General features: G+C 57.7%; 15 protein-coding genes and 1 tRNA gene. All 16 read right to left on the bottom strand.

The window, feature by feature from the left end; genetic code table 11:
• Positions 1-45: 45 nt before the first annotated feature.
• The 16 genes from HNR64_RS16795 to HNR64_RS16720 all read right to left on the bottom strand — a co-directional run bounded on the left by HNR64_RS16795 (position 46) and on the right by HNR64_RS16720 (position 15321).
• Positions 46-203 (bottom strand) — tRNA-Val (locus tag HNR64_RS16795).
• Positions 175-612 carry a hypothetical protein gene (locus HNR64_RS16790; protein ID WP_204997550.1) on the bottom strand — a complete coding sequence of 146 codons (438 nt, stop codon included), beginning with the start codon at positions 610-612 and terminating at the stop codon, positions 175-177. Before HNR64_RS16790 ends, HNR64_RS16795 begins: the two co-directional genes overlap by 29 nt.
• Positions 572-1564: a reverse transcriptase domain-containing protein gene (locus tag HNR64_RS16785; protein WP_204997549.1), complete on the bottom strand. Its 993-nt coding sequence runs from the start codon at positions 1562-1564 to the stop codon at positions 572-574. The genes HNR64_RS16790 and HNR64_RS16785 overlap by 41 nt, the downstream gene beginning before the upstream one ends.
• A 240-nt stretch (positions 1565-1804) precedes the next feature.
• Positions 1805-2203 (bottom strand): four helix bundle protein, encoded by a 399-nt coding sequence (locus HNR64_RS17600; RefSeq protein ID WP_204997548.1) that lies wholly within the window; start codon positions 2201-2203, stop codon positions 1805-1807.
• A 16-nt stretch (positions 2204-2219) separates the two neighbouring features.
• Positions 2220-3569 (bottom strand): hypothetical protein, encoded by a 1350-nt coding sequence (locus HNR64_RS16775; protein ID WP_204997547.1) that lies wholly within the window; start codon positions 3567-3569, stop codon positions 2220-2222.
• The gene (locus tag HNR64_RS16770; protein ID WP_204997546.1) at positions 3566-4066 is read right to left on the bottom strand and encodes a hypothetical protein; all 501 of its coding nucleotides are present in this window, start codon (positions 4064-4066) and stop codon (positions 3566-3568) included. Before HNR64_RS16770 ends, HNR64_RS16775 begins: the two co-directional genes overlap by 4 nt.
• Positions 4066-4920 carry a hypothetical protein gene (locus HNR64_RS16765; protein ID WP_204997545.1) on the bottom strand — a complete coding sequence of 285 codons (855 nt, stop codon included), beginning with the start codon at positions 4918-4920 and terminating at the stop codon, positions 4066-4068. The genes HNR64_RS16770 and HNR64_RS16765 overlap by 1 nt, the downstream gene beginning before the upstream one ends.
• A 3-nt stretch (positions 4921-4923) precedes the next feature.
• The gene (locus HNR64_RS16760) at positions 4924-6387 is read right to left on the bottom strand and encodes a hypothetical protein (RefSeq protein ID WP_204997544.1); all 1464 of its coding nucleotides are present in this window, start codon (positions 6385-6387) and stop codon (positions 4924-4926) included.
• Positions 6387-12230, bottom strand: a complete 5844-nt coding sequence (locus HNR64_RS16755) for a hypothetical protein (protein ID WP_204997543.1) — start codon at positions 12228-12230, stop codon at positions 6387-6389. Before HNR64_RS16755 ends, HNR64_RS16760 begins: the two co-directional genes overlap by 1 nt.
• On the bottom strand, positions 12223-12531 hold the full coding sequence (locus HNR64_RS16750) for a DUF1799 domain-containing protein (protein WP_204997542.1): 309 nt from the start codon (positions 12529-12531) through the stop codon (positions 12223-12225). The genes HNR64_RS16755 and HNR64_RS16750 overlap by 8 nt, the downstream gene beginning before the upstream one ends.
• Before the next feature lie 20 nt (positions 12532-12551).
• Positions 12552-12938, bottom strand: a complete 387-nt coding sequence (locus HNR64_RS16745) for a hypothetical protein (protein WP_204997541.1) — start codon at positions 12936-12938, stop codon at positions 12552-12554.
• A gap of 119 nt (positions 12939-13057) precedes the next feature.
• Positions 13058-13981: a phage tail tube protein gene (locus tag HNR64_RS16740; protein WP_204997540.1), complete on the bottom strand. Its 924-nt coding sequence runs from the start codon at positions 13979-13981 to the stop codon at positions 13058-13060.
• Positions 13982-13983: 2 nt separating this feature from the next.
• On the bottom strand, positions 13984-14178 hold the full coding sequence (locus HNR64_RS16735; RefSeq protein WP_204997539.1) for a hypothetical protein: 195 nt from the start codon (positions 14176-14178) through the stop codon (positions 13984-13986).
• Between the two features lie 42 nt (positions 14179-14220).
• Entirely contained in the window at positions 14221-14631 is a 411-nt protein-coding gene (locus tag HNR64_RS16730; RefSeq protein WP_204997538.1) for a phage tail terminator protein, read from the bottom strand.
• Complete coding sequence (locus HNR64_RS16725) at positions 14628-14939, bottom strand: hypothetical protein (RefSeq protein WP_204997537.1); 312 nt, start codon at positions 14937-14939, stop codon at positions 14628-14630. The genes HNR64_RS16730 and HNR64_RS16725 overlap by 4 nt, the downstream gene beginning before the upstream one ends.
• A 13-nt stretch (positions 14940-14952) precedes the next feature.
• Positions 14953-15321 carry a capsid cement protein gene (locus HNR64_RS16720; protein ID WP_204997536.1) on the bottom strand — a complete coding sequence of 123 codons (369 nt, stop codon included), beginning with the start codon at positions 15319-15321 and terminating at the stop codon, positions 14953-14955.
• Between the last annotated feature and the right edge of the window lie 20 nt (positions 15322-15341).

The following is a 15341-nucleotide window of genomic DNA, read 5'->3' as shown; positions in this document are numbered from 1 at the left end:
ACCGCCAAGGCGGGCGCTATTAACACACTGATTTTAATAAAGAATTGGTACGACCGAGTGGATTCGAACCACCGACCCCCACCATGTCAAGGTGGGGTGAACAATATGCTAAAACATTGTTATTTATTGTTTTATTGCGTTTTAGCACACCTTAGGCTGGCAGTTGGTTTTGACTTAAAGCCCCAGCGCCGCGCGCTGGTCGCGCCCCCACTGGCGACACTCTTCCACGAACTCGCCAAAGGCCGCCACGGCTTCGGCTTCGCCGGGCTCAAAGGTGTATTGGCCTGTGAGCGCTCCGACGGAGATGCGAGCGAAATATAGTTCGTCCTCAAGGCTGTAGTGCTGCCGAATTCGCTCTTCCATTCGCTTGGCGATGAGCTTGCAGTGGGGGCTAGCAGCTTTGATGTTGTTGCGCAGAGTGTCAGTCATTTGCGCCGGCTCGATGCTGTCGGCGATTTGCGGGGGCTGATCTTCAGGAAGGACCTCGCCTGCAGGTATTGCCACGTAGGTGATTCCGCTGAGCGTGCACAGCTCAGTGGAGCCCTCCGGGGCATTCAGGGTTTTGGTTGTTTCACTGTCGATATACTTTTGGTAGCTGACAATAGAGGTCATGGTTGTGCTCCTGTAGGTATTTGATTAGCCAGGCCGCTGAGGCTGTTTTACTTGCGTGACCCAAGATGCTGACGACCGCGGAAAGGTCGCCGCGCCTTGCCGCCGCGCGGAATTTGTACATGCTGTGCTTGCGTATGAATCGGCGGGATCTCCAGGTGCGGTAACCGACGAAGTTGGCGCCTGCGCTGGTGGATCTTATTTGCCATTTTGAAAGCTCTAGGTTGAGCTTTGCCTCTAAAAAGCCTTCTATGCGCACCTGGCTCTCTAGTGCGCGCGGCCTGTCCAGATCGAAAAGCACGAAGTCGTCTACATAGCGACAGTAGAGGCGGCTTTTTATTTCCCGCTTGATAAAGTGGTCCAGCGGGTTTAGGTAGATGAGCGCGTATAGCTGGCTGAGCAAGTTGCCAATTGGTATGCCTTTTTCGCCAGGCATTTTGGCGTACATCATCATTAACTCGATTAGTCGAGCATCCTTAATCTGCCTTTCGATTAGCAGTCGAAGAATGTCGCGATCAATGCTGTAGAAGAATTTCCTTACGTCCATTTGCAACAGCACGGATTCTGGGCGCGACCACCGAAGCGCCGACTGGCAATAATCAGCGGCTTTATGCGTACCCATGCCTTTTCGGCAGGCATAGGACTGGTCGATAAACCCTTTGTTAAAATGCTCGTACACCGCTCGATACACCGCATGCTGCACAACGGTGTCGCGAAACGCCGGCGCATGAATGATGCGGCGCTTTGGCTCGTGAACCACAAATTCGTAATAGGGCTTGGGCTTGTAACTGCCTTCGCTCAACATCGCCGAGAGCGCAGCAATATTGGCCCCAAGCCGCCGCTCGAACTGGTGACAGGCTCGCTTTCCACGCTTGCTTTTCGCTGCGTCTTTGTAGGCAAGCAGCAGCGACTCCCGACTACAGGTCTGCTCATAAATATTCCCTAGGCGTCGCACAGCCTGACTCTCGCAATAATGCTACTAGAAAGGCGGCGACAGCAGATTTCTCTTCCGTTGCCGGAAGATGGAATGCGCCTCCCTTGGCACCAAAGGCCTCGAAGGGGCCTGTTTGGCGGCGCCGAGTCCGCACGGAACCCGTTGTTATGGTTCGAGTTCGTGCGCGAATTGTTCAAATTCAACGCCCACACGCCCGCATTGCCACTGTTGTTCCAGTTGCCGCCGGCGATGGGGAGCATATTAAGACGCATCCCGTTGCTCAGACCGAATGTCGCGAAGCCAGCCGCCTATCATTCGGCCTATTTCATCAACGCGCTCAGAGATGTGCGCGTATCGCTTCAAAGCCCTCTCCTCATCCTTTCCCGCTCCCCGCACGCTGCCAAAATAACCCAGCTCATATGCAAGCCTTATCAGCATTCGCAGCTGCTCATGGCGAATATCAAGATTCGTTGCAGCGGTTTTCTTGTGGTAGCGCTTTTGCGTTTCAATGATCAGCGCGTACACGTCGTAGCAAGCGTTGCGAATCTGCTGAGCAAGGCCGTATTTCTCGTGCTTAGGGAAGTGGTTAAGGTAGATATTCAGCTGCGCCGCGAATTGCACATACCGCCTATCCAGCGCAGCTTCTGAGTGAAGGCCCATCGCTACCGCTCAGGCCTCAAAGATACAAGGCCGCACGGAACCCGTGGTAAGGGTACGAGGACGCGCGCGAAGTGTTCAAAGACAACGCCCACACGCCCGCAGTGCCACTGTAGTTCCAGGTGCCGCCGGCGATGGGGAGCAGCTGATTGGTTGAATAGTCATTGATCCGGTCATTCCCGAAGGCGTTGCTGCCATCGGCCACGAGCGGAATACCCGCCCCTGTCATTGCCCAGAGGGTGCCGCTGGCTGCGCTTGAAAACACCTGTCCAGCGCCGCCCACGTCGATGGCGCGATCCGTAAAATCCAGCGCCGTACTGGTGAATGCATTCATCACGCCGAGATCGTCATATAGCGCAGCGTAGCCAGCTGCTCCCCATAGGTCTGTTGCTAACGTGTTGCCGCTGGTAACGTCTTTCATCGCTGCACTGGTAGAGAGTACGTAAAAACGGCCGATGCTTTCGTCGGAATCGTCCATCGTCAGGCCAGGGCACACCTCCCACATATTGCCATTCAGGTCTACTACGCCGCTGTTTTGGCCGTTGTGTGCGGTCTTTGCCAGTATATTGGCGCTGCCCGTTAATGCTGCATTGTCGTAGCCGCTGCTGTCGAAGCTAAGCGAATTGTCGTTAACGTCGCCCAGCGCATTGTTATTGCAGCCCTTGGGGAAGTTGGTAATGCCTGCGGCGTCGTACCATGCGCAGTAGGTTGTAGCGGTGCTGGCGAGACCGTGGGCGTAGCTCAATAGCGCGAGCGCTTTGAAAATAAAGATCGAATTGCAGAAAAAGTCAGTGCCACGCGTTTTAGCGGCATCGATGAAGCCGCTGTTGTTGTTTGCCGGAGTGCCTGTGAGGTCGCCTATTGGATTATTGAGGGCGTTTGATGACAATGGTGCGCCGCCCTGAATGCTTGACGCAGTGCCACCGTTATTACTACACAGGTATTTATCAACAAATACGCCCGTTTTGACCTGTCCACCATCGTAGAACGCTCGGTGTAGTGCGTAGCCGTCGGCATTGGCCTTGCTCACTGACGTGTATGAATCGAACGATTTTACATCACACTCGTTCACCGCCAAGCCGTTGGAGCCAGTGCCGTACTTGTAATAAAACGCGGGCACCCAGCACATGATGGAGCCGTCGCTGTACTGGTAGTTGCCATAGTTGTCGCTCAGCACGTCGGTGTAGCCAGGCAGGGCCGTAAAACCTGACGGCAACTCTGGCGCAATGCCTACACCAAAGCCCGGCTGACCGGGAGCGCCGATGTTGTTAATACCACCAGCACCAGAAGTGCCGACACTGATGCCGTTGGGAAAATAGACGGGCGCGCCGTCTTTGCCTTTAATCTCTTTTACAATTAGTTCGCTCATACGATGCTCCAGGTTGCGTTGTCTGCGACGGTGACGGCGATGTTATTGCCAATAGCAATAGGCCCAGCACTCAAGCCGTTATGGCCGCCAGGGATGGTGGTGTTTTCGGTAATGGTTCGCGGGTTGATGCGTATGGCCGCATTTGGGGTTGTGCTGGCAGCAAGTGACGCCGCCTCTTCAGCGCGGTCGGCTTCGCTCTCTGCGCGGTCGGCCTGAGCAGAGGCAAGCCCTGTTTGTGTGGCGGCATCTTGCGCGTAGGCGTAAGCGTCCTGCTTGGATTGGTCGGCATTCGATTCCGACGCCGCTGCCGCTGCCTCTGAGCTTGCCGCCTCATCAGCCTTGGTCAGCACAAAACCTGCTACGGCAACCGATTGCGCTAGCGATGGCACAAAACGGGTGCGATGGCCGCCCTGGGCAAGGCCGGTGGCTGGGTCGGCATCGTCGGTAACAGTGGTTCCGTCGCCGCCCAGGGCGGGGTCAAAATACACAGAACTCATTAGAGAATTTCCTCAAGTGATAGTGCGTGGGTGTGCCGCGCGGCGTCGGGGTGCGCAATGGGGTCTGCCTGGGCCGCTGTGGCCAGCATGGTGCGCTGCATCCAGCGCGCATTGAGCGCAAGCTCTTGCGCAAACAACACCTCTTCGGTAATGCCGATGTCGCGCCGCATGCGGAACAACCGCGAAAAGGCCTCGTCCTCGCTTAGCCAGTCGAGCGCAAAGGAGCAGGCGCGCAGGCGTGGTGCGAGCGCAAAGTATTTGGTTTTGTCGAGGGCCTGATCGATCTCGCTTTCGTCGCGCACCGTCCAGCGCACGCCGTAGCTCATGTTGACGGCAGGCTGGTACACGTCTGAAAGGAACAGTCGCCCAAAGTGCAGGCTGCCTGCCGGGTTGGTGTCGTCCTGAATATCGATGACGACCTTTTTTACCTGCCAGGCTTTGTCGGCAAACCAAATGGCCTGCGTGGTGAAGCGCGCAAGATCCTCTTCATCTGGCTTGCCGAGCCAGAAGTTGTCGTCTTCCCACGCCAGCTCGTAGCTTTGAAACACCGAGGGCCACACGTCTTGCCAGCCGCTGTCTTCCAGCAGTGCGTCGGCGGCGTCGAACACGCACACCCGCCAGCGCGCATCGGCCGAGAGGTTATGGCTGAATAGACCAACACAGCCCACAGGGCGGGATTTATCCAGCGCTGCCGTAATGCTAAGCGTTGTGTCGGTGGTGATAGCCCTGTCTTTTAGTACCCGCTTTTGCAGGCGATTTAATGGCCTGGCAAAGTTGGCCGAGCTACTGGTTAACACGCACTTGTCGGCAAGGTTGGGCCAGCACAGAGTGACTTTGTTTTGCTCAAACGGCATGCATTAGCCCCACAGAATTAAGGTTAGGCGGTCGCGCTTGGCATCGGGCCGGCGCCCCAGCAGCACAAAATTGCGCGGGTAGCCAAGGCGGCTGGTATTCAGCTTTACCGTGGCGCCGAGTGCCAGCGCCGCCAGCTCGGCATCGCTAAGCACCACACGGCACTCTACGGTGTCGCGGCGTACCGATAGCAGTGAGAGCAGGCTGGACACCAAACTGGCGGCGTCGCTAACACTGCGTAGCGGGCTAACAAGGGTGATTGCCTTACTAAGCAGGTGCCGCGCAAGGGTTGGCGCGCTTTCGGCCACGGCGTCGCGGTATTCGCTGGCGTAGCGCGCTTGGTTTGGCGCTGCTGCTGCCAGGTCTTCCTGTACGGTTTCAATTTTGTCTGCCTGCACGGTAATACCGCATACCGGCAGGCCGTTGCCACCACTGCCCGTGGCCGAGCGCGAAAGGCCGGTAATTTGCCAGTCTTCAATGGTGGCGTCTGCCGATACCGATGGCGCCGAGAGAATGCGCGCACGGAGGTCGCCCGCTGCATCCTGCCACCACAGCGCACCAACACCCTGAGCGAGCCGCGCAAGCAGTTCTTGCCCGGCGGTATCTTCGGTGACGGCAAGCCCTACCGCGCCCACAGCATTCAGCGCCGCCACGTCGCCAGCGGGCACGCTTAGGCCATAAAGCGCCGCCAGCTCGGCAAATACGTCGCCTGCTAGTGTGCCGGTGCGCGCGGCGTCGCAGGTTATTGCCTGCCCAGCAGCACCCAGCGCAAAGTAGCCCTGGTAGCGCCGCCACTGACCCGCCGCAGGTGGCGTTGTGAGTAGGTCGGCTAGGTCGGTGGCAGTGCCGCCAAAAGTGAGCGCAACGCCACGGTCGCGCACCTCGGTAATAGTGATATCTGCGCCGTCATGCACTTGGTAAATAAGTTTGGCAGTGTTCACCAACACCGGACTGGCATTGCTTACCTCGCCAAATACCAGCGGCTTGCGCGTGCCGCCTATGTCGTCGGCGGTACCCTCAACGCCGTCGGGCAGGATGTTATCGCCCGCATAGCGGTTGCCTGGCACTGGTTGCTCCAGCATGGCCAGCGGGTTGCGCAGCGACAGCGTTACGCGCCGCTCTGAAAAACTCATGCGCTCCACGGTGGCCGCCAGCACTTGCGTGGCTACGCCGCCGTCGATGTAGCGCAAGGTCATGCTGCGGCCGTCCACCGCGTAGTCAGCCAGCGCATCCAGCTCGCCATCGGTATTTAGCAACTCAACGCTGCCCACGCTGGCCTCGCCACCAATGCCGGGCAACAGCTCGCCGGTGAACGCTACCAAGTTAAAAATGGCAGGCTGCACCAGCCGCACTGCGTAGTAGTGGTAATTGCTGCCGTCTTGCTCGGTATAGTCGCCGCTGGCGTAGCGCAGGGTTACCGGCTGGTTGGCGGCGTCCCATGCTGCTATGTCAATTGCCCACACGGCCATCAGCTCACTACTCGCGCCGTTTCCAGCTCGGCCTCTATGTCGGCTACGCGCCGGTTCAGACGCTTGAGTTCAGCAACGGTTTGGCGTGCCGCTTCGGCGTTAAGGCGGGTTTGGTGTTCAGTCTCTTGTCGGTGGCTGCGAATTTCGGCAACGATCGCGCGGTCGTCAAACGCCGGGCTTTGTGCGCGAACGCCCAGAGAGCCATCAGGGCCTTTGTGCAGCGGCATGATGGCCTCGGGGCCTGCTTCGCCCATTTCGCCGATGTTAAAGCGCGTGGGTGAGTCGACAATGCTGTTGGTGAACACTCCACCTTTGGCGAACTTGCGAAGACGGTCATCGCTGAGCGATTTCCCATAGTCCGACATAACACGGACACGGTCGCGATCACCGAGTGTTTTCTGGAACGTCTCGTAGTGCGCCTTAGCGTAAATGTTCTGTAGGCCAGCTTTTCCTATGATGTCGTCGAGGCGATATTTAAGCTCCGTGATCGCGCCAACTGTTTGCACTGTGCTATCCGAAATACCTTTCAAAAGGTCTCGCATCGTTGCATCAGTACGCAGCAGCACATCGCCATCGAGGCTGACATTCGACTCACCATTCAGCGCGTTCAAAATGGCCTGCTGATCGGCATTCAGCTGCCCACCCGAGGCCTGTATGGTTTTGGTAATGGTGCTGCTATAGGCCTGCGCGATGGATGCCGCCTGATAGTCGTAGCCGCTGGCTTTCAGCGCTTTAACGTATTTGACGATTTCGCCGCCAACGCCTATAGCAAGGTTAATGGCTTGTTGGTCCGAGCCGCTATCCAACAGCGCCGTCACCGTGGTGCTGAGGTAGTTGTCACCCAGGTTTGCCAGCGCAATGGCGTCTACGTCGGCATCTGACGCGAGCATGGCATTGACGGTGGTCATAATGCTGTTGGACTCGGCGAGCGCCAGCTCCATGATCTCTGGCGACAGCTGTTGGCCAGTGACGAAGTCGACTGTTTTCGCCAAGGTGCCCGCCGTTGAGAGCGCCAACAGCTTGTTGTCGTGGCTGAGGTCTGCACCCAGCACAAAGTCGATGGTCTGGATAAAGTCGCCGGATGACTCCAGCGCCAGGCGCTTTAGGTCGTCCGACAGCTGCGAGCCCACCACAAAGTTGGCTGTCTTGGTCAGCGTTGAGGCGGTGTCCAGGGCGAGATTACGCAAGTCTACCGGCAGTACCTGCCCGGCAATAAAGTCGACCGTTTTGGTAAATACCCCACCGGCAGAGAGCGCAAGCGCCTTGAGATCGTCGGGGAGTTGGTCAGTGTCGGTCACGAACGTGATCAGCTTTTCGATCTCTGACTTTGCCGTGGCCGTTAGCTCAACGGTTAGTGCATTGCCCAAGGCATCGAGCGCATCGATCTGTTCTTGCTGCAGGCGCAGCATGGCCTCTTCGTAGCTTTCGATATTAATGCTGTCCGCCACGTTAGCCAGGGTGTTTTTTACCTCGCTATACAAGGCCTGAAACTGCGCGCCGCTGGCAAAGGCGGCCTCACCCAAGCTTAGTGCCGACGACGCGGCACCCGTGAGCTGCTGCGCTGCCTCGGCATCACCCGCCAACGCCGATTGCGCCAGCGCTCGGAACTGCTGCATGGCGGTATTAGATTGTTCCAAAGGATTGCCCTGGTACTCACTAATCGCCAGGCCAGACAGGTATTCGCGAATGCCTTGCGCTATACCTTGCATTTGCTCCATGGCCCGCGTCGCCTCTGCAGCCGCCGACTGCTGATCCTTTAGCGCTTGAATTTGGTCATAGAGTGCGCGGTTGCTCTCGTCGATGGCCTCGCGTTCCCGACGGCGCAGCTCTGCTGTATTGCCCTGCAATTGCAGCAATTGCGTCTCCAGCTGGGTGCGCTCATTAAGGATGGCCGCCGCATCCTTAGACACTGGCAGCAGCGCTGTAATCGCATCCGCGAAGGGCTCAAGCCCCGCCTTTTGTGTGTCGGTTAAGTCGACAAACAAGGCTTGCAGCGCAACACTGCCACCGGCAGCAGCGGTTTCGACGATATCCAAATTAAGCCCTACACCTGCCAGCGCCTCACGTAGTGGCTTTGAGCCATCAGCAAGACCCAGCGCGGTATCAAAGCGATAGGCCGCACCGGCATAGTCTTCCAGCTGGTCGAAAAACTCGCCCAGCAATTCGCTTGCCGCGGTAACGGCGGTAAAGGCTTGCTGGCCTGATTCGGTAGTGAGGTCGAGGCTGCGGACGAAGTTGGTAACCTCTTCTCGGGTCGCCGGCAGCGTCATGTCGAGGCCATCAAACAGCGCTGTAGCCTGACGCTGAATACGCTCGAATTGCTCTGAGTCAGATAGTGCGAAGTCGAGAAAATTAGTGACGTTTTCAGTTAGATCACCTAGACCACCCGCCGCCAAACCAAGGGCGTCAGCCACAGACATTAGCTCTAAAGGCGTTTGCGCTGCCACCAGCCCCAATGAATCAACCGCGTCACGCAGGACAAAGGTTTCTCCCGCAACTCGAGTAAGCGTTTCAAGCAAACCCTCGCCGCCTTGCTGAAAGTCCTCTAACGCAGGTGCGACTTCTCCAACAATGGTGTCGCCCAGGGCACTGAAGTAAGCCGACACATAGTTGTCGACCTGCTCATTATCCCAACGCGGATCAATATCAAACGGCTTGATCTCGATGCCAGCAATGCTGCCGCTGATGGACAGGCCCAGCATATCTACAGCTTCGCTGGTGCTTTCCAGTAGCGCCGACACGGTGTTGGTGTACAGCCTTGCAAGCGCCATATCACCCTTATGCAATGAGCGCTCTGCCGCTGTAAGCACCCCGCCCTTATCCGCTAACTGCCGGGCATTTTGCGCCGCCATGCGATCTACTAATGCACCCGCCTCAACCTCACCTAGCGTTGGCGTAGTGAAATTACCAACCTTGTAAGGGTTATCCGGGTCGCTGAACATACCTTCAGTAATCGACCCAAAATTAGTACCGCGAAAGAAGCCATCAAACCCCGCAACAGCACCGCTGTACCCCACGAAAGAGGCCTCAATATTGCGCAGCGATTGCGCCATTTGCATGGTGTAGCCGAGCTGAGAATCAGCCAAACCAGCCAGAATATCCATGCTTTCTGAGAGGGATTCCGATGCCTCACGGCTACCCAAGACGGTGCCCGAGGCACTGCTCATCGCTGCATCGTATGTTTGGGCCGCTGTTGGCGCGGAAACACCACTGCCCCCACCAATACTTACACCAAAGGAGGCCAAGGCCGCTGCCACAGAAGCCATAGCCGCAATTGCAAGTGGCGCAGGCAACCCCTTACCTGCCCCAGCGACTGTTGCTAAACCCTCTGCCTGCGCCTGTGTGTATGCTGCGCCGGACATGAGAGCGTACGTCCCAATCGTCTCGGTTTTTTGAACAGCCAGGGACGTCATCTTGGCGGCTAGTGATTTAGTAGCCATAGCAATTTCAAACAAGCGGAAGGTTTGCTCGGCTTTCTGCAGAGCCTCGTAGCCTTTGCTGCCCTCGCTGAAAAAGCCTTTCGCTGCGCCAGCAATATCGCCGTAGGCGGATATCTGGTTTTGCGCTTGCCGCGCATTGATTTTGGCGACTTGCTCGGCAGTAATGCCCTCGGCCGCTTTCAGTTCGTTGAACGCCGACTGGCGATCCACCATTTCATTCAGAGCATCGACCACGCCGTACATGGATTTACCGAGCTGGTCGAATGCCTCAAAGGCCTTGCTGTCGAAACCGTCTGACAAAAATGCATCGACCTGACTCGCAAGCTCTTGAGCACTTTTTTCAGCTGCTTCAGACAGCTTTTTCGCTGCTGTTTCAGCCTCTTTATAACCGTCAATGATCCCCTTTTGCTCTCGCTGCTGTCGCATCAGCGCCTGAGTAACGGCATTGGCTGACGCATATGCAGCGATAAATTTTGCTTCTTCCAGGGTATAGCCCAGTTTTAAGAGTGCGTTCTCCTCTTTGAGCAAGGCGATTCGCGCGCTGATCTCTTTGTTTTTCTCTGCTTCTTCCTCCAGCTCCCGTTTCCGGCGGGCCTCATTTTCGGCGTCTATGTCTGCTAGCCGGGCATTAAAGGCACCTAGCTGCCCTGTCAGCATCGCCAACGAGGACTCAACTTCAGTCAAAGCCTCAGATTCGCCGTGAAGCTGGTCACGACTGAAGCCTAAAATGCCACCACGGTTTTTGAGCGCACCAGTGCCGCGAAGATTAGCCGACCTGATGTCCTTGGCGCGTCGCTCTAGATCTGCCTTTGCCGCTTCAAGCGCGCGAATATTCGCCTCTGTGGTGACCCTGTCGAGATCGCGTATTTCATCAGAGAGGTCAGAAACCGCATTGGCAACGGTGCGCGCCGTCGTGTCAACCAAACCGAGCTCTTCCCTGAAGGCATAAAGCCCAGCGGCAGCAACAACCGCAACCCCCACAGGCCCGCCCAGCATCGCCATTGCGCCAGACGCAATAGACCCCGCAGCAGCCAACGCCCGCGCACTTAGTGTTGCAGCAGTCGCAGCAGAGGTGTAGCTAGCCGTGGCGGCAGTAGCGCGCGCAGTCGCAGCCGCCTGAGCATTCAGGGTCGCCACGTGCGCCGCTTCTGCTTTGGTCAGCGCCGCAGTCGCTAGAGCCAGCTCTCCCCGGATGGCGATCATTCGCTGCTGAGACGCCGCCCGGCCAGCCTGGCTTATCTGCGCTTTATGGCGCACCATTTCAAGCTGCATTTCGCTCTTAATGGAGCCGAGCACCGCCCTCTGTGATTCGACTTCAGCAGCCGCTGCCGCCACCGTTGCTCGAGCTTTTGCAGCTTCGGCAAGTGCGCTTTTTTTCAATGCCGCAGCATTAATAGCCTCTGCTCGCGCGCCCTCATAGACAACAAAATTGCTTTTTAGCCTGGCAGCCGTGTTCGCCACCTGGGCTGCCGTCATAGCCCCGTAGCCCTGTATTGCTGGGCCATAAAGCCGGGCCGCCATTACAGCGCCAACCACCACGGCCGCGTTTGCCAGCGAGTCAAGTCCACCAACAATCGTGTCAACGGCGGCATCAGCCAGCTCGGCGGCTGTACCATACCCTTCAGCAAGACCAAGAGCTTCTTCAGCTGCCTTTGTTATGGCCGGACTGACCCTAACGGTTAGCTGCTTCCAGAACCCCTCAGACGCCCTACTCAGCAATGTCATTGCATCGTTGGCTTGCTCAATTTTGCTGGCGTCGACACGCGTTAAGGCAAGGCCCCACTGCTCGGTGAATTGCTGAGCTTCCAGGGCGGCTGCGCTGCCACCACGCAGAGTGTTAACCAGGGCTACACCTTCGCTGTCAAACAGCTTGAACGACAGGCGCACGCGCTCGCCTTGGTTGCTAACCCCTTCCATCGCATCGGCAATCGCGGCGAACTGCTGGTCCGGGGATAGCTGCGCCAATTCTTTAGCGTCAAGTCCTAGCTGCTTAATAGCCTCTTGCGCTTCACCGGTGCCGCGCGCCGCCTCAGCCACGCGGCGAGTCATGCGCTGCAGCCCCATGTCTAGCGCCTTCTGGCTCGCACCAGTCAACTCAGCTTGCAAGCGAAGTGCTGTGAGCTTTTCAGTGGCGATGCCGAGCTTGTCCGAGACTTTGGCAGTGGAGTCGATGATGTCGAGCTGGCGCTTGATCATAACTGCCGCGCCTGCTGCTGCCGCGCCTGCCAGAGCGGCGCCGTACTTTATGCCGGTACCGGCAATATTACTGAGCTGCGCACTAACGCTTTTGCCGCGATTCTCGAGCTTGCCAAGCTGGCGCTCGGTGGCCTTGGTCACCTTTATCGCGCCATCGGCATTGCCGGTGATCACGATGGCGGTTTTGAATTGCTTAGGACTAGCCATTGGCTTTGTCACTCCAGGCGGCAAGGGCGCCCCGCTCCAGGTGCTGTATGCGCCAGAGCAGGTCTTTTTGTTTTTTGGGCTTCACGCAGAACATTCGCATAACGGATTCGACAGCGGGGTAGTCCAGCCCGGTAGGGCCGGCCATTCCCACTCGCCATTGGGTGCTGCACGCGCAGAAGAGCTCCCACGCCTTGTGGTTTTCAGGCAGCAGGTAGAAGTCTTCTTCCTCTGCCTCGGTGGCGCCTGGCAGGTTTAGCCATTCGCGGTCTTCTTCGGTGCCGTCTTTACCGGGCGGCTGCACCCATTGCCGCCCAGCAGCTTCTAGTTTTTTGCTTCGAGCATCCGACGAAAGCCTTCGTCTTGCACTTTCACGCACTCGCTGGCGAGCGGGGCCATTACGTAGTCCACGCCCTGCTCATCCATCAGCTCGAAGAAGTCGGCCAGCACGTCGCCGTCCAGCTTCAACGGCTCGCCGTCGTCGTCTGTGGCGAACCAATCCAGCTTATGCAGGCGAGTGACCATTTCGCGCGCTATGTCTACATCGCTGCGACCGGCGACGTTGTCGAGGAAGTCTTTCTTCTCATCGCCGTACAGCTTTTTAATTTCCGCCTCGAAGGTTTGGCGGTCATACCCGGCGCGCTTACTGGATGGCACCTTGCAGGTGATAGTGGCTTTTACGGTGTTTTTGGTGGCGAGTTTAATGCCCATGGTGATACCTCGGTCCGTTTGTCCGTTGATGTTGGGTGTTCAGTTGTTGGTGGTGTCCGTGGAAAGGATCGGGCCTGAGCAGGGTGACGGACGGGCACCCTGCCCAGCAGATAACGCGGTTATTTGACCGTAATGGTCACCTCGTCATCACCCGAATCGGAGGGCACCCACAGGGTGTTCATGCCCATTACACTGAGGCCGTCGCTGTCATTCAGCGTTGGCTGGCTTAGTTGCACGCGCGCGCCATCAATGGCCACAATGTTGCCCGCTGTGGTGCCGTGCTCAATGGCGACCGGCACCAGGGTTTCAGCTTTGGCCAGTGCCCAGAAGTTTTTAGCGGCAATGCGCTCTTGCTCAAACCTGAGCGTACCGGCTGGCGCGCGATCGGTAATGATCACCGATTCGCTATTCACGACGTTGCGGTAGACCACGCTGTTGGCGATATCCAGGGTGAACTCTTCCGCGCGCACATCGAAGCCGTCCACGGTGTACACCGGCGTGTTGGCCTCGGTAACCGGCAGCGGCTTAACAAAAGCGCTGGTGTCGGGCGTGATGACTACGGGTTCGGTGGGGTCGTTGTGCAAACCGGTGAAGGTGAAGCTCATCATCGGGATGCCGTCGCGACTTAGGTTAACGCTCACCGTGCCGCGCGCACCCGTCATTTTGTGCAGCTCGCCATCGTGGAAGTAATACAGCGTGACGGACTCAAAGCCGCTGGATACCGGCGAATACACCACGGATGTACCCGGCGTTACTACCTCAGAGAACGCGCACGCGCGCAACAAGGTGCCGTAGCCAGGCACGTCACCGGCGCCACCCGCACCCGCCAGCTCTACGTCGAAGCTGATGGTCGTGTTCAGGCCAGTGGCAATTTCCACGTCGTTGCCCAGGGCAGCGCGGTCTAGGTCGCGACTCACGCGGTTGCCCTGCTGCGGACTGATCTGGCAGTTTTTGGTTAGGATGGCATCAGATCCCGCCGGGGTGGGGTCGGTGCCGTAGGTGCTTTCAATTTTGGCAAGCACGTATTTTTTGCGGTAGAGCATGATTAGCCTTCCTCGCTTTCGCTGGTGTCGTCATCGGTTTCAGGGTCTGCTGGGCCTTCGAATACCGGCTCAACATCAAATGGAATGGCGGCGTCATCCTCTGCCGCCTTGCGCCCGCGAGGGGCCTCTTCGGTGCGATGCAACAAATGCTCATCGCCATTTTCGTCACGCAAATAGCTGCCGCCAGAACGGGCCATTACAGCCTCCTGTAGGGGGTAAGTGAGTGGGTGTGGGGTGCGTTATGTTTTGCGGTATTCCACGCGGGTAGTGAAAACGTCGCGCCACCAGATGTACTGCCCGTGCAAGCCTTCGGTGTTGCCACCGGCGTATTCAAAGGCGTCGTGGTACTGGCTGATTTGCATGCCTAGCAGGCCTTGCACAACCTGTGTTCGCAGCGCATCCAGCTCTGTGTGTTTGCATACGGTGAGGCAGATTAGCTGCTCGGTTACACGCTGAATCACCGCGTTATCTGCGCTATTGGCACCGGGGGTTATTTGCCCCGGCAGCAAGAGCAGCAGCGGCGTCTCGTCGGCGAGATCCTCCACCGGCGCCATCGACCAAGCGTGCTTTACCTCAACAAACGAATGCGTAAGGCTGCCAAAGTGGTCAATAACGGGCTGCACCACCATTTGCTCAAAACCGGAACTCATGATGTTACCTGTATGCTGCGCATGGAGCCGTCATCTTTTAGCGTTTCTTCCAGCACGTATTCTTTGCCGGTTTCCATGTCGATGACTTTCTCGCCGCGCTTGAATTTGTCGATAAACCCAACCGGCACAACAACCACTTTGCCAATATAGGGCGCGCCATCTTGGTCGCTGAAAAACTCCGCCTGCAGGTCCAGCAGGCCGAATCCGTCAACCGTGCCGCCGCCGGTTTTCACCCATTGCAAAGGGCGGCCAAGGCGAGCAACGAGGCGCTGGTCGCGCTTGGCAATGGTGTTTCTAAAGTTGGCCATTGGGTCGTGGACCTTACGCTGCCACAGTTCCTGCCACGCCGGTAAGGCGCACGGCAATAGTGGTGGCGCCATCGCCCGCGGCTTCAGCCGCAACGGCAGCGGCCCCGCTCACGTCGCCTGTGGCTGGCGTGGCCTGATTGTCGTCAAACGCGCCGGCAGAGGCGTCCCACACCAGAGATTCGCCCTGTGCGATAACCGCGCCGCTGACTTTAGGCAGGCTGAATACACCCGTAATCTGCACCACACCAGCCTCGCCAGAGGGGATGGCATCCAATGCGACACCTAATGTGCCGCCCATAACCACGACCGAGCCGCTAGCGATATCTGCGCCTGCGTTGGTGTAGTCCAGGCAGTTGCCTGTTTGTACATAATTCTTCGCCATGATCGTTCTCCGATTTTTAA

The organism is Spongiibacter marinus (assembly GCF_016906995.1).
Taxonomy (GTDB): Bacteria; Pseudomonadota; Gammaproteobacteria; order Pseudomonadales; family Spongiibacteraceae; genus Spongiibacter; species Spongiibacter marinus.
The sequence above is the reverse complement of the archived record's forward strand: the minus strand, read 5'-3'. Positions and strand labels throughout refer to the sequence as shown.

What these genes read in the sequence shown, in the direction of transcription:
- HNR64_RS16760 (WP_204997544.1), bottom strand. Translation starts at nt 6,387, where the DNA reads ATGGCCGTGTGGGCAATTGACATAGCAGCATGGGACGCCGCCAACCAG.
- HNR64_RS16735 (WP_204997539.1), bottom strand. Translation starts at nt 14,178, where the DNA reads ATGGCCCGTTCTGGCGGCAGCTATTTGCGTGACGAAAATGGCGATGAG.
- HNR64_RS16720 (WP_204997536.1), bottom strand. Translation starts at nt 15,321, where the DNA reads ATGGCGAAGAATTATGTACAAACAGGCAACTGCCTGGACTACACCAAC.
- HNR64_RS16745 (WP_204997541.1), bottom strand. Translation starts at nt 12,938, where the DNA reads ATGGGCATTAAACTCGCCACCAAAAACACCGTAAAAGCCACTATCACC.
- HNR64_RS16725 (WP_204997537.1), bottom strand. Translation starts at nt 14,939, where the DNA reads ATGGCCAACTTTAGAAACACCATTGCCAAGCGCGACCAGCGCCTCGTT.
- HNR64_RS17600 (WP_204997548.1), bottom strand. Translation starts at nt 2,203, where the DNA reads ATGGGCCTTCACTCAGAAGCTGCGCTGGATAGGCGGTATGTGCAATTC.
- HNR64_RS16755 (WP_204997543.1), bottom strand. Translation starts at nt 12,230, where the DNA reads ATGGCTAGTCCTAAGCAATTCAAAACCGCCATCGTGATCACCGGCAAT.
- HNR64_RS16740 (WP_204997540.1), bottom strand. Translation starts at nt 13,981, where the DNA reads ATGCTCTACCGCAAAAAATACGTGCTTGCCAAAATTGAAAGCACCTAC.
- HNR64_RS16765 (WP_204997545.1), bottom strand. Translation starts at nt 4,920, where the DNA reads ATGCCGTTTGAGCAAAACAAAGTCACTCTGTGCTGGCCCAACCTTGCC.
- HNR64_RS16770 (WP_204997546.1), bottom strand. Translation starts at nt 4,066, where the DNA reads ATGAGTTCTGTGTATTTTGACCCCGCCCTGGGCGGCGACGGAACCACT.
- HNR64_RS16790 (WP_204997550.1), bottom strand. Translation starts at nt 612, where the DNA reads ATGACCTCTATTGTCAGCTACCAAAAGTATATCGACAGTGAAACAACC.
- HNR64_RS16730 (WP_204997538.1), bottom strand. Translation starts at nt 14,631, where the DNA reads ATGAGTTCCGGTTTTGAGCAAATGGTGGTGCAGCCCGTTATTGACCAC.
- HNR64_RS16775 (WP_204997547.1), bottom strand. Translation starts at nt 3,569, where the DNA reads ATGAGCGAACTAATTGTAAAAGAGATTAAAGGCAAAGACGGCGCGCCC.